The 18,380-nt window shown below is 72.6% G+C and carries 15 protein-coding genes and 2 pseudogenes; 7 read left to right on the forward strand and 10 right to left on the reverse strand.

Annotated features, from left to right (window positions below; genetic code table 11):
- The first annotated feature begins 17 nt into the window (after positions 1-17).
- On the forward strand, positions 18-416 hold the full coding sequence (locus ACZ6AA_RS07550; RefSeq protein WP_468457847.1) for a GNAT family N-acetyltransferase: 399 nt from the start codon (positions 18-20) through the stop codon (positions 414-416).
- Between the two features lie 49 nt (positions 417-465).
- Here the strand turns inward: ACZ6AA_RS07550 and ACZ6AA_RS07555 are convergent, their stop codons facing one another.
- The 4 genes from ACZ6AA_RS07555 to ACZ6AA_RS07570 form a co-directional block, all read right to left on the reverse strand.
- A complete protein-coding gene (locus ACZ6AA_RS07555; RefSeq protein WP_468457845.1) occupies positions 466-1,137 on the reverse strand; it encodes a hypothetical protein in 672 nt (223 codons plus the stop codon).
- Positions 1,134-1,778, reverse strand: a complete 645-nt coding sequence (locus ACZ6AA_RS07560; protein ID WP_468457843.1) for an RNA polymerase sigma factor — start codon at positions 1,776-1,778, stop codon at positions 1,134-1,136. Before ACZ6AA_RS07560 ends, ACZ6AA_RS07555 begins: the two co-directional genes overlap by 4 nt.
- Before the next feature lie 94 nt (positions 1,779-1,872).
- Positions 1,873-3,750 carry a reprolysin-like metallopeptidase gene (locus ACZ6AA_RS07565; protein WP_471456785.1) on the reverse strand — a complete coding sequence of 626 codons (1,878 nt, stop codon included), beginning with the start codon at positions 3,748-3,750 and terminating at the stop codon, positions 1,873-1,875.
- 234 nt (positions 3,751-3,984) lie between these two features.
- Positions 3,985-5,541, reverse strand: a complete 1,557-nt coding sequence (locus ACZ6AA_RS07570; protein WP_471456786.1) for a carboxylesterase/lipase family protein — start codon at positions 5,539-5,541, stop codon at positions 3,985-3,987.
- Between the two features lie 333 nt (positions 5,542-5,874).
- Between ACZ6AA_RS07570 and ACZ6AA_RS07575 the strand changes: the two are divergent.
- The 3 genes and pseudogenes from ACZ6AA_RS07575 to ACZ6AA_RS07585 all read left to right on the forward strand — a co-directional run.
- A pseudogene (locus tag ACZ6AA_RS07575) lies at positions 5,875-6,531 on the forward strand (GntR family transcriptional regulator); the annotation flags it as partial.
- Positions 6,532-7,591, forward strand: a pseudogene (locus tag ACZ6AA_RS07580) (HEAT repeat domain-containing protein); the annotation flags it as partial.
- Positions 7,592-7,749: 158 nt separating this feature from the next.
- Positions 7,750-8,193, forward strand: a complete 444-nt coding sequence (locus ACZ6AA_RS07585; protein ID WP_468457837.1) for a nuclear transport factor 2 family protein — start codon at positions 7,750-7,752, stop codon at positions 8,191-8,193.
- Positions 8,194-8,265: 72 nt separating this feature from the next.
- Here the strand turns inward: ACZ6AA_RS07585 and ACZ6AA_RS07590 are convergent, their stop codons facing one another.
- On the reverse strand, positions 8,266-8,835 hold the full coding sequence (locus ACZ6AA_RS07590; RefSeq protein WP_471456787.1) for a TetR/AcrR family transcriptional regulator: 570 nt from the start codon (positions 8,833-8,835) through the stop codon (positions 8,266-8,268).
- A 69-nt stretch (positions 8,836-8,904) separates the two neighbouring features.
- Between ACZ6AA_RS07590 and ACZ6AA_RS07595 the strand changes: the two genes are divergently transcribed.
- A complete protein-coding gene (locus ACZ6AA_RS07595) occupies positions 8,905-9,798 on the forward strand; it encodes an NADP-dependent oxidoreductase (protein ID WP_468457833.1) in 894 nt (297 codons plus the stop codon).
- Between the two features lie 124 nt (positions 9,799-9,922).
- Positions 9,923-11,062 (forward strand): FAD-dependent oxidoreductase, encoded by a 1,140-nt coding sequence (locus tag ACZ6AA_RS07600; RefSeq protein ID WP_471456788.1) that lies wholly within the window; start codon positions 9,923-9,925, stop codon positions 11,060-11,062.
- Here the strand turns inward: ACZ6AA_RS07600 and ACZ6AA_RS07605 are convergent.
- From ACZ6AA_RS07605 to ACZ6AA_RS07625, 5 genes are all read right to left on the reverse strand, one after another.
- Positions 11,007-11,804 carry an ABC transporter ATP-binding protein gene (locus ACZ6AA_RS07605; RefSeq protein WP_468482409.1) on the reverse strand — a complete coding sequence of 266 codons (798 nt, stop codon included), beginning with the start codon at positions 11,802-11,804 and terminating at the stop codon, positions 11,007-11,009. The two genes, ACZ6AA_RS07600 and ACZ6AA_RS07605, sit on opposite strands and share 56 nt — an antisense overlap.
- On the reverse strand, positions 11,801-12,796 hold the full coding sequence (locus ACZ6AA_RS07610; protein ID WP_468482484.1) for a FecCD family ABC transporter permease: 996 nt from the start codon (positions 12,794-12,796) through the stop codon (positions 11,801-11,803). The genes ACZ6AA_RS07605 and ACZ6AA_RS07610 overlap by 4 nt, the downstream gene beginning before the upstream one ends.
- Positions 12,797-12,840: 44 nt before the next feature.
- A complete protein-coding gene (locus ACZ6AA_RS07615) occupies positions 12,841-13,863 on the reverse strand; it encodes a FecCD family ABC transporter permease (RefSeq protein WP_471456789.1) in 1,023 nt (340 codons plus the stop codon).
- On the reverse strand, positions 13,860-14,855 hold the full coding sequence (locus ACZ6AA_RS07620) for an ABC transporter substrate-binding protein (protein ID WP_471456790.1): 996 nt from the start codon (positions 14,853-14,855) through the stop codon (positions 13,860-13,862). Before ACZ6AA_RS07620 ends, ACZ6AA_RS07615 begins: the two co-directional genes overlap by 4 nt.
- An 85-nt stretch (positions 14,856-14,940) precedes the next feature.
- Entirely contained in the window at positions 14,941-15,837 is an 897-nt protein-coding gene (locus ACZ6AA_RS07625; RefSeq protein ID WP_468457823.1) for a siderophore-interacting protein, read from the reverse strand.
- 498 nt (positions 15,838-16,335) lie between these two features.
- Here ACZ6AA_RS07625 and ACZ6AA_RS07630 point away from each other — a divergent pair, with 498 nt between their 5' ends.
- A complete protein-coding gene (locus tag ACZ6AA_RS07630) occupies positions 16,336-18,264 on the forward strand; it encodes a family 20 glycosylhydrolase (protein ID WP_471457830.1) in 1,929 nt (642 codons plus the stop codon).
- Positions 18,265-18,380 lie beyond the last annotated feature (116 nt).

Here is an 18,380-nt window from a genome sequence, read left to right on the forward strand (position 1 = left end):
CGGCCTACGATGCGCCCATGACGATCACGTACGAGTGGCGCGGTGGCTTCGACAACGCGGACGTCAACGCGCTTCACGCCGAGGCGTTCGAGCACGCCGTGATGCCCATCGACTGGCTGGCGCAGGTGCGGCGGCACAGCCTCGGGTGGGTCTGTGCCCGTGCGGGCGGGAGGCTGGTGGGGTTCGTCAATGTCGCCTGGGACGGGGGCGTGCACGCCTTCGTGCTCGACACGATGGTGGCCGCGGATGTGCGCAGGGCCGGGGTGGGGAGCGAGCTCGTGGCGGTCGCGGCGCGCGAGGCGCGGGCGGCGCACTGCGAGTGGCTGCACGTCGATTTCGACGAGGAGCTGCGGGGCTTCTACTTCGACGCGTGCGGCTTCAGGCCGACGGACGCGGGGCTCATCGCGCTGCGGTGAGCCCCGTGCCCGCCCGGTGCGGGGCCGGGCGGGCGCGGTCGGCCATCCGTCAGTTCTTCCCCCACGGGTTCGGGACCAGCTCGCAGGGTGCGGCCTTGCCCCGGATGCCGTAGAAGCTCGTGAAGGCCTTGTCGTTGCCGGGGGAGAAGCCGCTGCCGCGCTCCATCACCATGGTGTCGCCCCGGTGGAAGACCAGCTTCCACACCTTGCCCTTCGGGCCGGGCCTGCCCGGGCGCTTCTGGGCCTCGTCGGGCCGCTTCTCCCCCGCCTTCCCGCCCGCGCTGTCGCCGCTGCCGTCCCGCTCGGCGGAGTTGAGCAGGCTGATGACGGTGTCACTGATCATCTTGCCGCGCGGCATGCGGCAGGCCTTGCCCTTGGGCGCATCGTCCACCGACACCCTGACTCCGGCCGCGCGCAGCTTGTCGGCCAGCGCCTCCTGCTCGTCGACGTCGAGCGTCAGGTCGTTGAGGGTGACACGCACCGCACCGCCGGAGAGCCGCTCCACGGCATACGCCGACGAGCCCCCTTCGTCGCCCGGCACGACGATCGCCGTCACGGTCGCCGCCGCGCAGGCCACCAGGACCGCACCGGCCCGCACCGGCGTCACCACCCGTCGGCGCACCGGCACCACCACCGGCCGCGAGCCCTCCCCGGCTCCCTGGAGCCGTACCTCACGCTGCAGTTCCTCCAGCAGGCGGTCCTCGAATGTCTGGGTGCTCATGACTCTCCCCCCGCGTAGGCGATGTTGGCGGTACGTGACTCGGCCTGCCGCGCGTGCTCGGCCTGCTGGAACTCCTGCTGCTCCCCCGCGAGTTCGGCGACGCCCCGCAGTTTTCTGCGCGCACGGTGCAGCCGTACGCGGGCGGCGACCTGGGTGGTCCCCAGGGCCGCCGCGGCCTCGCCCACCGTCAGCTGGTCGACGGCGACGAGTTCGAGCACGGCCCGCTCGCTCTCGGGCAGATCCGCGAGCAGTTCGAGGGCCCGGCGCCCGCCCCGCTCGGCGTCGAGCTTCTCCTCGAGCCGCGCGATGTCGTCGTCGTCGAGCAGCCGCCGTCCCGCGATCCGCGCCCCCAGTCCGGCCTGCCGCGAACTGCGCCGGTACTCGGCACGGACGACGTTGCGGCCTATCCCGAACAGCCAGGCCGCCTCGCTCCCGAGCCCGGGACGGTACCCGTCGGCGGAGTCGACCACCGCGAGAAAGACATCGGCGGTGAGATCCGCGACGGTGTGCGGATCGCTCACCCGCCGCGCCACGAACCGCGTCACGGCGTCCACGTGCCGCCGGTAGAACTCCTCGAACACGTGAGGATCCCGCAGCCCACCCCCGGCGGGCCCGCCTCTGCTTCTGCTCTCGGTCCCCATAACTCTCCTCGTCGCCCTGATCGATCCTGACCGATGCTCCGTCGTACGACTGTTCTTGGCCGGAGGGGGCGCGGGCGTTACATCGGGCATGAGGTCAGTCGGTGTAGGTGAAGCCGATGGACGCGGTCATCGCGTTGCCGCGGGCGGTGGCGATCTTGACGGGGCCCGCGTCCGGGTACGCGGGCGCGGTGAACGTGACCCGGCCGTCGTCGACGACGCGCACGTTCGTCGCCGCGACCCCGCGGAAGCCGCCCGCGGTCGGGGTGCCCACCAGGATCTGGGTGGTGCCGGTGAGCCCGCCGCCGGTGAGGGTGATGGTGAAACCGCCGTCGACGGAGCCGGAGTCGGGGCTGACGGCGGTGAGCGCGGCCGGGATCGGGCTGAGCGGGGCGTCGGCCTCGACGAACTTCACGGCGACGTAGTGGTCGCTGTTCATGGTGACGCTGAGGGACGCCGCGCGGGTGGGCTGCGCCTTGCCGTCGACGATCCACCGGTCGATCTTGTTGCCGGAGTCCGGCGTCGCGGTGATCGTGACCTGGTCCCCAGCGGCGAACAGGCCTGTGGAGGGGGCGGTGACGGTGCCGCCCGTGCCGTCCTGCGGCACCGCGGTGAGGGCGTGGCGCTTGGGGGCGGTGCTGTCGGCGGGCGTGCGGTAGTTGGCGAGCACCGGCCCGGTGAGGTTCATGACGCGGGTGGAGTCGGCGGGTTCCGGCGAACCGAGGGCCACGCCGCGCGGCTTTCCGTCGTGGTCCTGGCGGGGGTTGGAGAACCACATCTTGTTCTCGCACGCGGCCTGGCTCGCGCAGCTCATGTTGTAGCCCATGATGTCGACCCAGGTGCGGTCCTCGGGCAGGAAGCCGTGGTTGTCCGGGTAGTAGGGGTTGTAGTTGCCTGCCCGGTAGTTGTCGGCCGTGGGCTCGACGGGGTCGGTGACGTAGTCGTGGTTGAGGCCGAAGTTGTGGCCGATCTCGTGGGCGAGGTGGTGGGTGCCGAAGGTATCGGCCTGCTGCGCCCCGAAGCCGGTGTCGTCCGTGCTGTACCGGCCGTTGTCGCCGGGGATGAGCCGGGGCAGGAAGGGCGTCATGCCGGTTCCGGCCGTGTACGTGCCCGGGCCGGGGGTGAACTTGGACAGGACGTGCACGAGGTCGGCGCCCTTCGCGTCGCGGGTGGCGCGCACGCTGGTGGCCCAGTCGTCGGAGTACCGCGGGTCGTCCGGATTGGCGAGCGCGCCCGTCATGCCGTCCAGGTCGTCCGCGCTCCCGGACCACTCCGGCGTCTCGAAGGTGCCGAGCAGGTTCAGACGGGCCTTGACCTGGCTGTCGGCGTACGCCTGGTTGGTGCCCTCGACGGCGGTCTTCGCCTGGAGTTCGAGGGTGGCCGCGCCGCCCTCGGTGTCCTGGAGGGTGTCGGGCGTGTAGCCGATCAGGACCTCGATGACCGGATCCGCAGGATCGGCCCGTCTGCTCGGTGGCGCCGCCGGGCGCGCCGGCCGCTCCGGGCGCAGTCCGTCGCGTACGAGCGGTGTCTGGCGCGCGGTGTCGAACGACCGGATGCGGGACACGCCGGGCCGCACGGCTTCCAGTACGTAGCGGACCTGCCCCGCGGTGATCTCACCGGCGACCCGCGGCCTGCCTCCGGCGCAGGCACCGTCGACCGCGAGAGTGACCGGCCGGTCGGGGTGCCCGGCGAGGTGCCCGCTCCACAACAGGGTGCCCTCCCGGTCCCGTGACACCTTCTTGGCGTGGGCGGTGACGCTCTCGCCGTCGAACAGCGGGAGGGCCCGCCGGTCGGGGGCCGTGACGGTGCCGCGTCGGCACAGGGCTCCGAAGGTGTCCTCGGCCCAGGTGACCTCGCCGGAGCGGAGCTGGCCGGGCAGGCCGGGCGTCGGGGCCGCGGCGGGGCTCGGGGCGGCGGTCAAGGTGGCGGTGAGCGCGGCGACGGCGCCGATGACGATGAACCTGACGGGGACCAAGGGAAGGCTCCTTCGTGCACACATGCGAACAGCTCGGACATGAGTACGGTCCCCCGGGGTGGGCGGGGGCGCGGGAGGAGCGGGGCCGAATGGCGGTCTGAGCAGGGTGAATGAGGGGATGAAGGAGGGCGCGGGCTGCCGTCGTCGAAGGCTGGGTGAGGCGGGTGCAGCGGCTCGGCGCCGGGGCCGGTGCGGCGAGGGCCGTCGTGGCACGGGCCCTCGCCGACGTGGGCCCTAAGGCCTGTCCGACGGGTCGAGCAGCGGCAGCGCGGCGAAGGGATGGTCCTGCCACAGCAGGCGGGACGTCCGCTCCGGGTCGGAGGCGACGGTCGGGTGTGTGTCGAAGAGCCGGGTCAGGCGCCGCGCGCTGTCGTACGCGGGCCAGCCCGGGTCGCCGTGGGTGGCGAACGCCGTCCACGCGCCCCGGATGTGCGCCGACAGCACCTCGGCCTCCGGGCAGGTGCCTTCGCCGAGCAGCGCGGCGGTCTGCCCGTGGGCCAGGTTGCCGAAGACGAGCGGTACGTCGAGGCCGTGGCAGGCCCCGAGGGCGCCGCCCATGCCCGGCGCAGCCCAGGTCAGTTCGTAGACGTGGGCGCGGCCACCGGCCTGGATCTGGGCCTCGGCGAGGTGGAGGGACGGCATGCGGAACAGCCAGTCCGCGTGGACGCGTTCGTACAGCTCGTCCGGTCCGGCGTCCGGGAGCGCGTCGCGGTAGCGCCGGGGGCCGTCGGGGGCCGGGGCGAAGATCTCCAGGGCGGTCGTGGCCTGTTCCTCGGTGACCTGGCCCAGCGTGCCGTCGATCGCGCCGAACAGCCGGTGCTCGTCGCGCGCGTGACCGGCGATCAGCTCGATGTCCCGGGCGGCGCCCTCGGCCAGCGCCTGCCAGGGCGTGGTCGGCAGGACGTCGCCGTCGACGACGGCCGCGAACGGGATCGTCCGGTGTGCGGGGCGGCCCCAGCGCTCCGCCCACTGGGCGATCTTCGCGGTGACCGCGTCGCCGGTGGCGGAGAGGCGGACGGGGTCCACGGTGGCCAGGTCCGCCGCCGTGGGCCGCAGGGACAGCTCGGCGGCGCAGGCGGCCGTCACGTCGGCGGCGAGTTCCGGGGAGAAGTACGTGCCCTGGACGCTCTGCGCGACGGCCCGGTGGAACAGCCCCCTGGCGCGGTCCGTCGCGAGCAGCGCGGCGACCGATCCGCCGCCCGCCGACTGCCCGAAGACGGTGACCCGGTCGGGGTCACCGCCGAACGCCCGGATGTGGTCACGCACCCATTCCAGCGCGGCGACCTGGTCGAGCAGGCCCCGGTTGGCCGGTGCCCCTTCGATCTGCGCGAATCCCTCGATCCCCACGCGGTAGTTGAACGTCACGACCACGACGCCGCCTTCACGCGCGAGGCGCCCGCCGTCGTACTCGGGCAGCCCGGACATGCCGATCACATAGGCGCCGCCCTGGATCCACACCATCACCGGCAGCCCCGCGCCCGTACCCGGATCGGGCGACCAGACATTCACCGTCAGCCAGTCGTGCCCGGGCGCCTCCTGCGACAGCGCGTCCATCCCGAACACTCCGGCCTGGGGCGGCGGCGGCCCGTACGCGACCGCCTCCCGCTCCCCGTCCCACCGGGCCACCGCCCGGGGCGCGGCGAACCGCAGCTCGCCGACGGGCGGTTCGGCGAACGGGATGCCCCGGAACACCGCCACGCCCCCTTCGCTGCTGCCGCGCACCGCTCCGGCCTCCGTGCGGACCAGCGGAGCGGAGGGGGACTCGGACGACTGGGACGCGGCAACGGACATCACAGCTACCTCTCGGAAGGAAGGAAGGAAGGAAGGAAGGGAGTCGGGGAGCCGGCGGTTCGCAATCCCCCACCGCCGGACATTCGGTACGCCTCGCGGATCGTCCCACCCGGCCGATCCGGACGCGAACGATTTACCCCTCCCCAAGCACCGGACGCGCGCTCCGCGCGAAGCCGGTCCAGCCCGCCCGGCTGTCCACGTCGCGGGCACCGAAGTGGCGGATCTTCGCCCTCGGCCGTCAAGGTCCCAGGTCAGCGCGGTGCCGCGGGCCTTCCAGGTGGCGCAATGCCGCCGCAACACCATCGGCGCGGGTACGCCGGTACGTTTCCTGCCATGCCAGCCGAACGCATCCCCGCCTCGCTCCCCGTCGCCGCCGCGCGGCGCCGGCGGCTGCGTGCGGACCAGGCCGGGCAACTCGCCGACCTGCTGCGCCACCAGATCCTGACGGGCGGGTTCCCGCGCGGTGTGCTCCCCCTGGAGGACGTCATCGCCGCCGACTACCGGGCCAGCCGCAACACCGTCCGCCAGGCCCTCGACCTGCTGCGCGGCGAGCAGCTCGTCGACCGGAGGGCCGGTGTCGGCACCGTCGTGGTCTGCGAGAAGTTCCCGCACGGCCTGGACCGGCTGCAGGGTCTGGCCGAGACGCTGCACGAGCACGGCCGGGTCACCAACGAGGTCCGCACGGTCGAACCGGTCAGCGCCCCCGGCCCGGTGGCGCACCGGCTCGGCCTGCCCGACCACACCGACGTGCTCTGTATCGAGCGGCTGCGGCACCTGAACGGCCTTCCGCTCTCCCTGGACCTGTCCTACCTCCCCATGGACGTGGGCGGTGAACTCCTCGGCTGCGACCTGGAGAACACGGACGTGTTCCGGCTCCTGGAGGCGCTGACCGGCGGGCCGCTCGGGCATGCCGAGATCACGCTCGAAGCCGTGAACGCCGACGCGCACTCCGCCGCCGTGCTGCGGGCCCCGCGCGGGAGCGCGGTGCTGCACCACCTCGACCTGTACAAGTCCCCTGTGGGCGCCATGGAGTTCAGGGCGCGGCCGGTCGAGCCGTATGTGGTTCCGGTGCCGGAGTTCGATCCGGTGGGCGGGGCGGAGCGGGTGCTGGGCGGAGCGGAGCGGGTGCTGGGCGGGGCGGCTCTGGTGGCGGTGGCGACGGCGGGACGCCGGGACGCGGCTCGCGGCGCGTGCGGGGGCAGGGGCAGGGGCAGCACCGGCGACACCCACTTCACCGACGACGGCCACCGAGGAGCCTGCCCCGGGCTACGAGGCCACGGCACCGAACCCCGCCCTCCTGCGCCTGCTCGCCCTCGCCGAGGAGTCCCCCGACCTGGCCGACCTGGCCCCCTATCTCGCGGACGCCGACCCGGCGGTGCGGGCGGCGGCCGTCGCCGTGGTCGCCGAGACGGTGCCCGCCGGTGCGGGGCCCGCGCTCGCCACCCGGCTCCGGGACAGCGCGCCCGAGGTCCGGTCGGCCGCCGCCGTGCTGCGCGAGCTGGTCGAAGTGCTGCCCCCTGACGCCGACTTGAGGTCCGGGCTGCGGGCAGCCCTCGACGGGTCCGACCCGGCGGTGCGCGCCGCCGCGCTGGACGTGCTGCGGGCGCTGCGGCTCGGCGAGACCTCCCTGTACGCTGCCGCGCTGGCCGACGCCGACATCGACGTGCGCATCCACGCCGTCCGGGCCCTTGTTTCGGTGGACGCGACCGTCGACCTGGCGGCGGCCGCGGCCGACCCGGCCCGTGAGGTCAGGGTCTCGGTGGCCCGCGGTCTCGCCGCGGTCGACGCCCCGGCGCCGGACCCGCTCGCACCTCTCCTCGACGACCCCGACCCCCTGGTCAGGGCGGCAGCACTGACCGCGCTCCGCGACACGGGCTGCCCGCCCCCGTACGCCGAGCGGGCCGTGGCCGCGCTCGACGACCCCGCCTGGCAGGTCCGCGCCGGGGCCGCGACCGCCCTCCGTGCGGCCCCGCCCGACCCGGCCGTCCCCGCCCTGGCCAAGGCCTCGTCCGACCCCGACGCGGACGTCCGCGCGTACGCGGCCCGCGCCACGCCCTGAGGCCGAGCGCCCGGTCCCAGGGCGTGCCTACCTCAGAGGTAATCGCCGCGACGGGCCCGCGTCGACAGGATGGGTGATCTCGCCGCGTCCAAGGACGCGGCCCAGAGCGGACCGGAACGGAGAGGTCAGCCATGACGGAGAGGTCAGCCATGTCCACAGCCGAGCCCACGAACACCCGCAGTGTGGTTGAGGAGTTGCTCCGCAGAATCGGCGAGGGCGATCCCGAGCGCATCGCCGAGCTGTATGCCGAGCGGGGCGATTGGAAGCTCGCCTGGCCCGAGGCCGAGCACGGCCGTACGGCCACGCCCTGGATCCGTCACCGGTCCACCCGGGCGGACGCGGCCGCCCACTATCGGGAGCTTGCCGAGCACCACGTGCCGGAGTGCGTGGCGACCGAGGTCGAGCGCATCCTCGTCGACGGGAGCGACGCGGTCGTGCTCGGCGAGATCCGGCAGACCGCCCGGCCCACCGGACGCGCGTATCACGCGCGGTTCGCGCTGCATCTCACCGTCGAGGACGGCCTGGTCACCCGGCACCACGTGTACGAGGACAGCCTGGCCGTCGCCCAGGCATTCGAGCCGGAGAACCGGTGAAGGACCACGGGGTGGCCGACGCGTCGCACGGGTCCGCGGTCGGCCGCGGACCCGGCCGTTGCCCGCCGTAGGTCAGGCGACGCCCCAGGCCGCCTCGATCATCTGGAAGATCTCGTCCACGGCGGCCCCCGGGTCGGCCGCCTCGCGGGCCAGCGCGTAGGCGTCGACCACGAACCTCGCGATCGTCCGGCAGGCCGTCGCGCTCTGCGGCAGGCCGGGATCGGCGACGAGCGCCGCCGCCAGCGACTCCGCGTGGCGCAGCCGCATCGACTCCTCGTACTCCCGCAGGGCACGTGACTCGTCGATCATGCGGTAGATCGGGGCGGAGCCGTCCGCCGTGCAGTGCCGGACCATGGCCTCGACCTCGCGGCGCAGCGCGGGGATGAGCGGTTCCTGCGGCGCCCGGTCGGTGACCGCCCGCGTGAGGCGCTGCTCGAAGTCGTCGTCGCGCTCGAACACCAGGGCCTCTTTGGAGGCGAAGTGGGAGAAGAGCGTGGTGACGGCCACGTCGGCCTCGGCGGCGACATCGCGGATGCCCACCGCGTCGTACCCGCGTTCGAGGAAGAGCCGCAGGGCGGTGTCGGCGATCTTCTGACGGGTCGCGGCCTTCTTGCGCTCACGGCGTCCGGTCGGCACGGTCATGCCCTGACGCTATCAGGTGCAAAGCCGTAGCTGTTCCAAAACACTAACCGTTAGTGTTACGTTCGAGGCATGAAGAGAGTGAGCTTCGCCGAGTTCGGCGGTCCGGACGTTCTCCAACTCGTGGACGCCGATGAGCCCCATGCGGGCCCCGGCCAGATACGCGTCGCCGTGCGGGCGGCGGGTGTGAACCCCGTCGACTGGCGGATCAGGGAGGGGCAGTTCCAGCAGGTCCGTCCGGTCGAGTTGCCTTCCGGAGTCGGGCAGGACGGCGCCGGGGTGGTGGACGAGGTCGGTGCGGGCGTGGCGGGGGTCGAGGTCGGTGACCGCGTGTTCGGGCGCGGCTCGGACACCTACGCCGAGTTCGCCGTGCTGTCGGCCTGGGCCCGGATACCCGAGGGGCTGACATACGAGGAGGCGGCCGGGTATCCCTCCGTGGTGGAGACCGCGCTGCGCATCATCGGCCAGGCCGGTGTGCGGCCCGGGGAGACGCTGCTGGTCAGCGGCGCCTCCGGGGGCGTCGGGTCGGCGGTCCTGCAGATCGCCCGCGACCGCGGGATCGCCGTGATCGGTACGGCAGGCGCCGCGAACCAGGACTACCTGCGGGGCCTCGGCGCCCTCGCGACGACGTACGGCGACGGCTGGGTCGAGCGGGTGCGGCGGCTCGGCCGCGTCGACGCCGCGCTCGACCTGGCCGGTTCGGGGGTGATCCGCGAACTCGTCGCACTGACCGGGGACCCGGGGAAGGTGGTCTCCATCGCCGACCTGGGTGCGCCGGACCACGGCGCCCGGTTCTCCGGCGTGACCGGGGACGTGCCGAAGGCCCTCGCCGAGGCCGTCGACCTCATCGAGCGCGGCAGGCTCCACATCCCCGTCGAGAAGACGTACGCGCTCGCCGACGCCGCGGCGGCGCACATCGACAGCCAGGCCGGTCATACGCGCGGACGCCGGGTCGTAGTCGTCTGAGCCGCTTCCCGCCCGGGCGCACTGCCGGGCGCTTCCTGCCCGGGCGCACGGCCGGGCCCGTCATCTTCCTTCCAGCGGTCCCGCCGGGTCCCACCCGGCGGGACCGCGACACACGAGGAGCCCCATGCGTACCCCTGTCACCATCATCGGAGCCGGACTCGGCGGCCTCTTACTGGCCCGCGTCCTGCACCTCCACGACTTCCCCGTCACGGTCTACGAGGCGGAGTCCTCCCCGACGTCACGCGCACAGGGCGGGATGCTCGACATCCACGCAGACAGCGGCCAACTCGCCCTCAAGGCAGCCGACTTGACGGACGAGTTCCGCGGCCTCGTCCTGGAGGGCCGCCAAGCGATACGGCTCCTGGACCGCAGCGGGACCGTCCTGTTCGACAAGGCCGACGACGGCACGGGCACGAGCCCCGAGGTGCAGCGCGGCGAGCTGCGTCGGCTCCTGCTCGACGCGCTCCCCGACGGCACCGTCCGCTGGGGCCACAAGGTCACGGGCGTCCGCGCCCTCCCCGGGGGCCGCCACGAGGTGGCCTTCGCGGGCGGCACCGCCGCCGTCACGAGCCTGCTGGTCGGCGCGGACGGCGCATGGTCACGAGTCCGGCCGCTGCTCTCCGACGCCGTACCCGCGTACGTCGGCCGGACCTTCGTGGAGACCTTCCTGCACGACGCCGACACCCGGCACCCCGCCACCGCGAAGGCGGTCGGCGGCGGGACGCTCGTAGCGCTCGACCCGCACGAGCACGGGAAGTGGCTCGTCGCCCACCGGGAGAAGGACGGAACACTGCACGCCCACATCTCCCTGACGAAGCCTCAGGACTGGTTCGCCACCGTCGATTTCACCGATGCCGCCGCAGCCGCCGCACGGATCGCGGCGGAGTACGAGGGCTGGGCGCCGGAACTCACCGCCCTGATCACCGGCGGCCGAACCGGGCCGGTCCCGCGCCCCCTGCACGCCCTGCCCGTCGGGCACCGCTGGGACCGGGTGCCGGGAGTGACCCTGCTCGGCGACGCCGCCCATCTCTCACCCCCCGACGGCGCGGGCGCCAACCTGGCGATGCTGGACGGCGCCGAACTCGGCATGGCCCTCGCCGCGCACCCCGGCGACATCGAGGCCGCCCTCACGGCGTACGAGCAGGCGCTGTTCCCGCGCAGTGCGGCGGCCGCCGCCGTGGCCCCCCGCGACCCCGCGCCCCAGGAGATCATCGACTTCTTCGCGCCCCCTGCAGCGTCGGCACCACCATCGGCGTCTCCGTGACCGGGTCCGCGATGATGACGCTCGGCAGGTCGAAGACGTCCTTGACCAGAGCGGCGTCGACGATTGTGCCGGGGTCGCCCTCGGCGACCACGCGGCCGTTCTTCATGGCGATCAGGTGGTCGGCGAACCGGCAGGCCTGATTGATGTCGTGCAGGACCGCGATCACCGTGCGGCCTTCGTCGCGCAGCTCGGCGAGGAGGCCGAGGAGTTGGTACTGGTGCGTGATGTCGAGGAACGACGTCGGCTCGTCCAGGAGCAGGTAGGGCGTCTCCTGGGCGAGCACCATCGCCATCCAGACCCGCTGGCGCTGGCCGCCGGACAGCTCCTGCACCGGCCGGTCGGCCAGGTCCTCGACACCGGCGGCGGCCATCGCGTCGACGACGGCCTCCTCGTCCCGCGCCGACCACAGCGCGAGCAGCGACTGGTGCGGGAAACGGCCGCGGCCGACGAGTTGGCGGACCTTGATGTCGTCGGGGGCGAGGGGATCCTGCGGCAGGAAGCCGAGTTGCTTGGCCAGTGACTTGGTCGCGTAACCGCCGACCTCGCGGCCGTCGAGGCGCACCTCCCCCGTGTCGGGGCGAAGGAGGCGGACGAGTGCGCGCAACAGGGTCGACTTTCCGCAGGCGTTGGGGCCGACGATGGCGGTGAAGGCGCCGTCGGGGACGTCGAGGCTCAGATGGGTGGACACCACCCGGTCTCCGTAGCGCAGGGTGATGTCCCGCGCGGTCAGGCGTGCGGTCACGCGCGCGCCACCTCCTTGGTGAGCAGCCAGATCAGATAGCAGCCGCCGATCGCGGTGCTGACCACTCCGACGGGCAGGGCGACGGGGGCGAGGAGCATTTGCGCGATCAGGTCGGCGCCCTGGAGCAGGACCGCCCCGGTGAGCGCGGCGGGCAGCAGCGGCACCCCGGCCGCGCCCGCGAGCCTGCGGCCGATCTGTGGTGCCGCGAGCGCGATGAACGCGATCGGTCCGGCGACCGCGGTGACCGTGGCCGTGCAGCCGACGCCGACGAGGACCATGAGGAGGCGCAGCCGGTCGAGGCTGACGCCGGTGGTCACCGCGACGGCGTCGCCGAGCGCCGCCTGGTGCATGGCGTGCGCGCGGGCGGCCATCAGGGCGAGGAGCACCCCGATCACCGTGAACGGGATGCCGAGGTCGCCCCAGCCGACGCCGTTGAGGGAGCCCGCGCTCCAGCCGACCGCGGCGATGGCGACCTCCAGGTCGGCGCGCAGCACGATCCACGAATTGAGCGCGGTCACCATCGCGTTGACGGCGACGCCGATCACGACCAGGCGCAGCCCGGAGAACCCCCGGTCGTACGCGAGGACGTAGATCACGGCCGCGACGACGAGCCCGCCGAGCACGGAGCCGACGGCCAGTTGCGCGGACGTGCCCGAGAGGACGGTCAGGGCGACCAGGGCGCCGGTGTAGGCGCCGGCGTCGAGGCCGATGACGTCCGGGCTGCCCATGGGGTTGCGGGTGAGGTTCTGGAAGAGGGCGCCGGAGACGCCGAGGGCGGCGCCGAAGACGAGGGCGGCGAGGACGCGGGGCAGCCGCCAGTCCTGGATCACGACGGAGGGTTCCGACCCGTTCAGGGCGGCGAACACCTCGCCGGGGCTCTTCCAGGACGCGCCGTAGCAGAGCCCGAGCAGGCCGAGGCCGAGGATCAGGGCGGTGAGGACCGCGACGAGGGTCACCGTGCGGCGTTCGGGCCGCAGTCCGAGCGCGGTCAGGGGGCTCCGGCGCCGCGCGGGAGCGGCGACGGCCTTGCGTGCGGTCACAGCGCCCCCGCCCCGTGGCGGCGGACGGCCCAGATCAGCATGGGGCCGCCGAGGAACGCGGTCACGACGGCGACCGGCACCTCGCCCGTGGGCAGCAGCACCCGTGATCCCATGTCGGCGACGAGCAGCAGGATCGGGCCGACGACCATCGAGTAGAGGATGAGCCACGGCACCGAGCCCCCGGCGGGCCTGCGGACCAGGTGCGGCACGATGAGGCCGACGAACAGGATCGGCCCGGCCACCGCCGTCGCCGCGCCGCTGAGCACGGTGATCAGGGCCAGTGCGGCGATCCGCACGCGGCCCACGTTCGCGCCCAGCGTGTGGGCCACGCTCTCGCCGAGAGCGAGGACGTTCAGTGCCCGGCTCAGGAGCAGCGCGCCGATCAGGCACACCCCGATCGCGGTCAACGGCCAGGCGAGCGGTGCCTGTTCGCGGGCGGCGAGGGAGCCGACCGACCAGAAGCGGTACGCGTCGAAGACGTCCGGGTGCATCAGCCGCAGGCCCATGGCGACGCCGCTCAGGACCGCGGTCAGGGCCACGCCGGTGAGCACGAGGCGCAGCGGCGAGCGCCGCCCGACCGCGGCGACGAGCAGCGCCGCGAGCACGGAGCCGACGATGGCGAAGCCCAGTTCGCCCGCCTGTCCCCCGGTCAGGCCGAGTGCCGAGCCGAGGGTGATGGCGAACCCGGCGCCCGCGGTGACGCCGAGGATGCCGGGCTCGGCCAGCGGGTTGCGGGCCAGCGTCTGGATGAGGGCGCCCGCCACGGCGAGGGCGGCGCCCACCGCGACGGCGAGGAGCGCGCGCGGCGCGCGGACGTCCCGCACGATCACGTGGTCGTCGGTGCCCCGGAAGTCGAAGAGGGCGCGGACGACTTCGGCGGGCGGCACCGAGCGGGCGCCGATGCCGATGCTGACGACGGCGACGGCCGCCAGGAGCACGAGTCCGCCGACGAGCAGGGCGATCCGCGGGGTGGCCCGCACCGGCGCCGTCGTCCCGGACGCGCGGCCCGCGACGGTCACCGCTTCAGGAGCGGAGCGAACGACTTGTCGATCGCGTCCAGGGTCTTCATGGCCGACCCGTAGGTCGCGGCCTCGGTGTAGCGCAGCGGGAAGGTCTTCCCGGCCTTGACGGCGGGCAGGTTCTTCCACAGCTTGGAGTCCATGACGTACCGCACCGCCTTGGGGACGCTGCCGTCGGCCTGGACCGAGTACGTGATGGCGTCGGCGTCGCGGAGCGAGGCGGGCAGTTCCTCGATGGACGGGGTCTCGCTGACCGCGTGCGAGCCGGGGCCGGGCTTCTTGACCTTGCCGTAGTACTTCGCGCCCAGGTCCTCGGCGATGTTCGTGCCCCACGAGTTTCCGAACTCGCGCTGGAAGGTGCCCTTGGCGACCTCGCCGTACGCGCCGACGTGGCCCAGCTTGAGCTTCGGCAGGACGCCCTTGTACTTCTTGGCGAGCTTCGCGGCCTTGGCCTCGTACCGCTCCTGCACCGCGTCGAACTTCTTCAGCGAGCCCGCGGCGTCGGACTGCTTGCGCGTCAGCTTGCGCCACGCGGACGGCACGGTCGGGCCGATCGCCACCACCGGGGCGATGGACTCCAGGCGCTTGACGTCGATGTCGCCGAGGACCGGGGCGGGGACACCGATGACGATCAGGTCGGGTTCGGCCTCGGCGATGGCCTCGTAGTTGGTCTCCTTCGCCAGTTCCCCCGCCACCTTGGGGAGTTTCTTGTACGTGGCGAGGTCCTTCTCGCTCATCAGCGGCTCGCCGCGCTTCCACGACGAGATCCCGACCAGCGACGCGTCGGCCTCGATCATGGCGGGCACGGCGTAGCCCGTCGCCACCACGCGCTTCGGGTGGGCAGGGATGGTGATCTTGCCGTTGTCCGCGGCGAACACCCGGGTCCTGCCCTTGCCTGCGGCGTCCGAGTCGTTCTTGGACGACCCGCACCCGGTGACGACCAGGGCCAGCGCCACGGCGCCGACCAAGGCCGACGATCTGCGGATGGACATGCGTTGCTCCTTGCTCGTGCGGGAGGGCGTGCCGCGTGCGACGGCGGCGCCCCGCCCCCCCCCGTTCGGCCGTTCGGCCGTTCGGTCAGTGGTTGTGGACGTGCCCGTGCTCGTGGCCGTGGTCATGGCCGTGCTCGTGCTCGTCGTCGAAGTCGGCGACGCCGCGCTTCCAGTAGCCGGTGATGTCGTGGTCGGCCTTCGCCAGCCGCAGGTCGTCGCGGGCCCAGCGGCGCAGCGGCTTGATCTGTCCCGCCTCGCCCGCGACCCACACGTAGAGCCGCTCGCCCTCGGGCACGGTCACCGCGGTCACGGCGCGTGCGAGGGCGTCGCCGGTGCCCGGCGGCCGGTCGCCGCGGTGCAGCCAGCGCACCTCGACGCCCTCGGGTGCGGACAGCTCGATCTCCTGGGCGGCGTCGGCGACTTCGACGAACGCCCAGCCCTCGGCGCTCCTGGGGAGTTCCTCCAGCCAGCGCGCGATGGCGGGCAGCGCCGTGATGTCGCCCGCGAACAGATAGCGGTCGTAGGCGTGCGGGACGATCAGTCCGCCGGGCGGCCCGGCGACATGGATCACGGCACCCGGCTCGACGGCGTGGGCCCAGTCCGAGGCGAGGCCGCCGTCGTGCGGGGCGATGTCGATGTCGATCTCGCCGGTGACGGGGTCGTAGCGGCGGACGGTGTACTCGCGCGAGGTGGGGGCCGGTCGCGGCCAGCGCAGCATGGTCCCGTTCGGCTCGGGCAGCCGCAGCGTGCCGTCGGGCTCCGGGAACAGCAACTTCACGTGCTCGTCCGGCGCGTGGGCCTCGAACCCCTCGGTGCCGGGCCCGCCCAGGGTCACCCGCAGCAGGCCCGCGCCGACCATGGCGGTCCGGACGACCTCGGTCTCCCGGACGTGGATCGGGTAGCCCACCTTCTCGGCGTGCTCGCCCGCGCGGACTTCGGCGATCCGCTCCAGATGCCGGTGCCGGTGGTCGATCAGGCTCATGCGGCACCGCCCGACGGATGTCCCGTCGACGACGACCGTTCCCGCGCCGCCCCCGCATTCCACGCAGGCATGGATTCCCCTCCCCTTGATCACGCTCAGGCAAGGCTAACCTAACCCACCGGCGGGCAGGCGCACGAGGGGAAGGACCCGCCGCACGGCGACCCCTGACTCCCCAGCACCTGCTTCCGCGTCACATTCCCGCGAGGCCCCGCCCATTGCCCCATTGACTTTCCGCCCGCGAGCGCGAACCGCGCATATTCGACGGCCACACGAGGAATGCATTGGCGTAGACCAAATGATACCTAGAGGTAGCTGGTCTACACCTCTTGACCTCTTCGGCGCACCCGAGGATGGTAGGGGCGACTCAGCGTGAAGTACCCCCTGTCGTACGCCTCCTTTCACCCCTCACAGTCGGCGACGCGGGCTCGCCCGCAATTCACGAACGTGGGCCCTGCCATGCCGCTTTCAGGAGTCGACTTGAACTCAAGACATCCCGTCATGGCCGTCATCGCCCTGAGCGCTCTCCTCGCTTCTCTCCTCGGTCTGCGCAGCGCCCCCCACGCTGCGGCCGCCCCGAATAGCGCGCCGCCGGGAGTGGTCCCCGCCGTGCAGAAGTGGGACGGTGGGAGCGGCCGCCTCACTCTCACCTCGTCAAGCCGCGTCATGGTGCCCCAAGGCGCCCCGGCGAATGTGCGGAAACTGGCCTCTCAAGTGGTCGCGGAATTCACCGAGCTGACCTCTCTGCGCTTGAGTGTCGGAACGGGAACACCGGCCACCGGTGACATCGCCGTGCAGGTCAACGCCGATGCCGACTTCGGTGCGGCCAAACCGTCGCTGCGCCCGGAGGCGTACCGCCTGAAGATCACCGATGGTTCCGTCGAGATCGTGGGCGGCGGCGACAAGGGGCTCTACTACGGCACCCGCACGCTCCTGCAGTCCGTCCTCGGCTCGCCCGACCACGCGAGCCTGCCCGTGGGTACCGTCGTCGACCACCCGAACTACGCGGTGCGCGGCTTCATGCTGGATGTGGGCCGACGCTACTTCACACCCGAGTTCATCAAGTCGTACCTGCACTGGATGGGCTGGCTGAAACTCAACACCCTCCAACTGCACCTCAACGACAACGAGATCACCCCGCCGAACGGCGACTGGTCCAAGGCCTTGTCCGCGTTCCGCCTCAAGAGCACCAATCCGAAATTCGCGGGGCTCGGAGCGGAGCAGGGATACACCCGTCAGGACTGGGACTCATTCGAGGACACGGCCGCCGCGAACAGCGTCGACATCGTCCCGGAGTTCGACTCACCGGCACATTCACGGGCCTTCATCAAGTTCAAGCCGGAGCTGGGTCTCAACAACGGAAACTCCGACCATCTGGATCTGAGCAAGCCGGAGACCACCACCTTCATGAAGAGCGTGTTCGCCGAATTCGCGCCGTGGTTCCGTGGACCCACTGTCCACATCGGCATCGACGAGTACCCGAAGGACCGGGCCGAGGATTACAAGAAGTACGTCAACACTCTGGCGCCGTATGTGCGCTCGCTCGGAAAGAACGTCCATGCCTGGGGCAGCTTTTCGCAGATGTCAGGCAGCGGCGCGGGCTACGACAAGAACATGACCATCAACAGCTGGAACAACGGCTGGTACGCGCCCAAGGCCGCCATCGCCGACGGCTACCAGGTCATCAACTCCAACGACGGCCTGCTCTACGTCGTCCCCTTCGCGAACTACTACCACGGCCAAGGACTCGACGGCCGGGACATCTTCACCACCTGGGAGCCGCACGTCTTCGGCGGCAACCAGAACCTCACCCCGCAGGACCCGAGCCTCCTCGGCGCCATGCCCGCCGTGTGGAACGACCTGGTGCGCGCCGACTACACCGAACTCCAGGTCCACGGCCTCATCGACAAGAGCTTCGACGCGCTCGCGCAGAAGATGTGGTCCGGGGGCGCGGCAGGCACCGACTACACCGCCTTCCTCAACCGGGCGGCCACCGTCGGCAGGGGTCCCGGCACCGCCCACCTCAGCCCCGACCGAACCCCCGGTGACCTGGCCTTCCGGCGTCCCACCGCCACCTCGTCCACCGAGACCGCGGCCTTCCCCGCGTCCCACGCGGTGGACGGCAGCGCCACCACCCGCTGGGCCAGCCGCTACAGCAACGACCAGTGGCTGAGCGTGGACCTGGGCGGCGACCACCGCGTCAAGTCCGTCCGCCTGAACTGGGAGGCCGCCTACGGAAAGGACTACGACATCCAGGTGTCCCCCGACGGCACCACGTGGCGCACGGTGGCCGAGCGCCGAGGCCGCACGGCGGCAGGAGAGGACACCTTGACGTTCCCGGCCACCACCGCCCGCCACGTACGCGTGCAGGGCATCACGCGCGGAACCGGCTACGGATACTCCCTGTACTCCCTCGAAGTCTTCGACTGACGGGCGAGGGTGGTGGGGGGGGGGGGGGGGGGGGGGGGGGGGAGGGGGAAGGGGGCGTGGGGGGGGGGGGGGGGGGGGGGGGGGGGGGGGGGGGGGGGGGGGGGGGGGGGGTACGT

The sequence above is a fragment of the Streptomyces sp. NPDC040610 genome, assembly GCF_055594065.1.